General features: G+C 68.3%; 1 protein-coding gene. It reads right to left on the bottom strand.

What is annotated here, in order from left to right; all coding sequences use genetic code 11:
• On the bottom strand, window positions 1–638 hold a 638-nt coding region (locus G6018_RS06225), incomplete at its 3' end, for a lysophospholipid acyltransferase family protein (RefSeq protein ID WP_347237813.1).
• Between the last annotated feature and the right edge of the window lie 2 nt (window positions 639–640).

Below are 640 nucleotides of genomic sequence, written 5' to 3'. Positions count from 1 at the left end.
GCGAGGGTGTCCTGAAGTCTTTGCACGCCCACAGCGGCTGCCGTCGCCGACGGCAGTCCTCGGAAGTCCTCGAGCGGGACCGGGTCCCCGACCAGCAGGGTGACCCGACGACGGCGGCCCAGCACCACCCTTCCTTCGTAGGCTGGCGCGATGGCCTGCACACCCCATTGGGCGACGGGGATCAATGGGACTGACGTCTCGAGCGCGATGCGAACAGCACCCGACCTGAGCGACATCAGACGCACATCCGGTCGGTTCGTGATCGATCCTTCCGGATAGACGACGACAAGGGCGCCGCGATCCACTGCTTCGATCGCGGCGCGGATCCCGGCTCGCCCGTCGGAGCGGTCGACCTGGACGTGGCCGGCCGACCGAAACCACCAGCCCACTGCTCTGCTCTGAAACAGGCTTGATTTTGCCATGAACCAGGGGGTCCGGCCCTGGGCGAGGACCATCTCCGCGAGGAAGAGCGGGTCGGCTTGGGAGACATGGTTGGCCGCCAGTACTGCGCCCCCCGACCCGGGAAGGCGCTCTGTACCGCGCCAGTCCGCTCTCCTGACGAGCAGCAGAAGGGGTTTGCAGACGACCAACGCGAGCCACCATGCAGGGCCGCGGGCGTCCGCGGGTGCGCGTCGCACGC

It is taken from the genome of Dietzia sp. DQ11-44, assembly GCF_014145205.1.
GTDB lineage: Bacteria > Actinomycetota > Actinomycetes > Mycobacteriales > Mycobacteriaceae > Dietzia > Dietzia natronolimnaea.
This window is presented reverse-complemented; position numbering and strand designations above follow the sequence as displayed.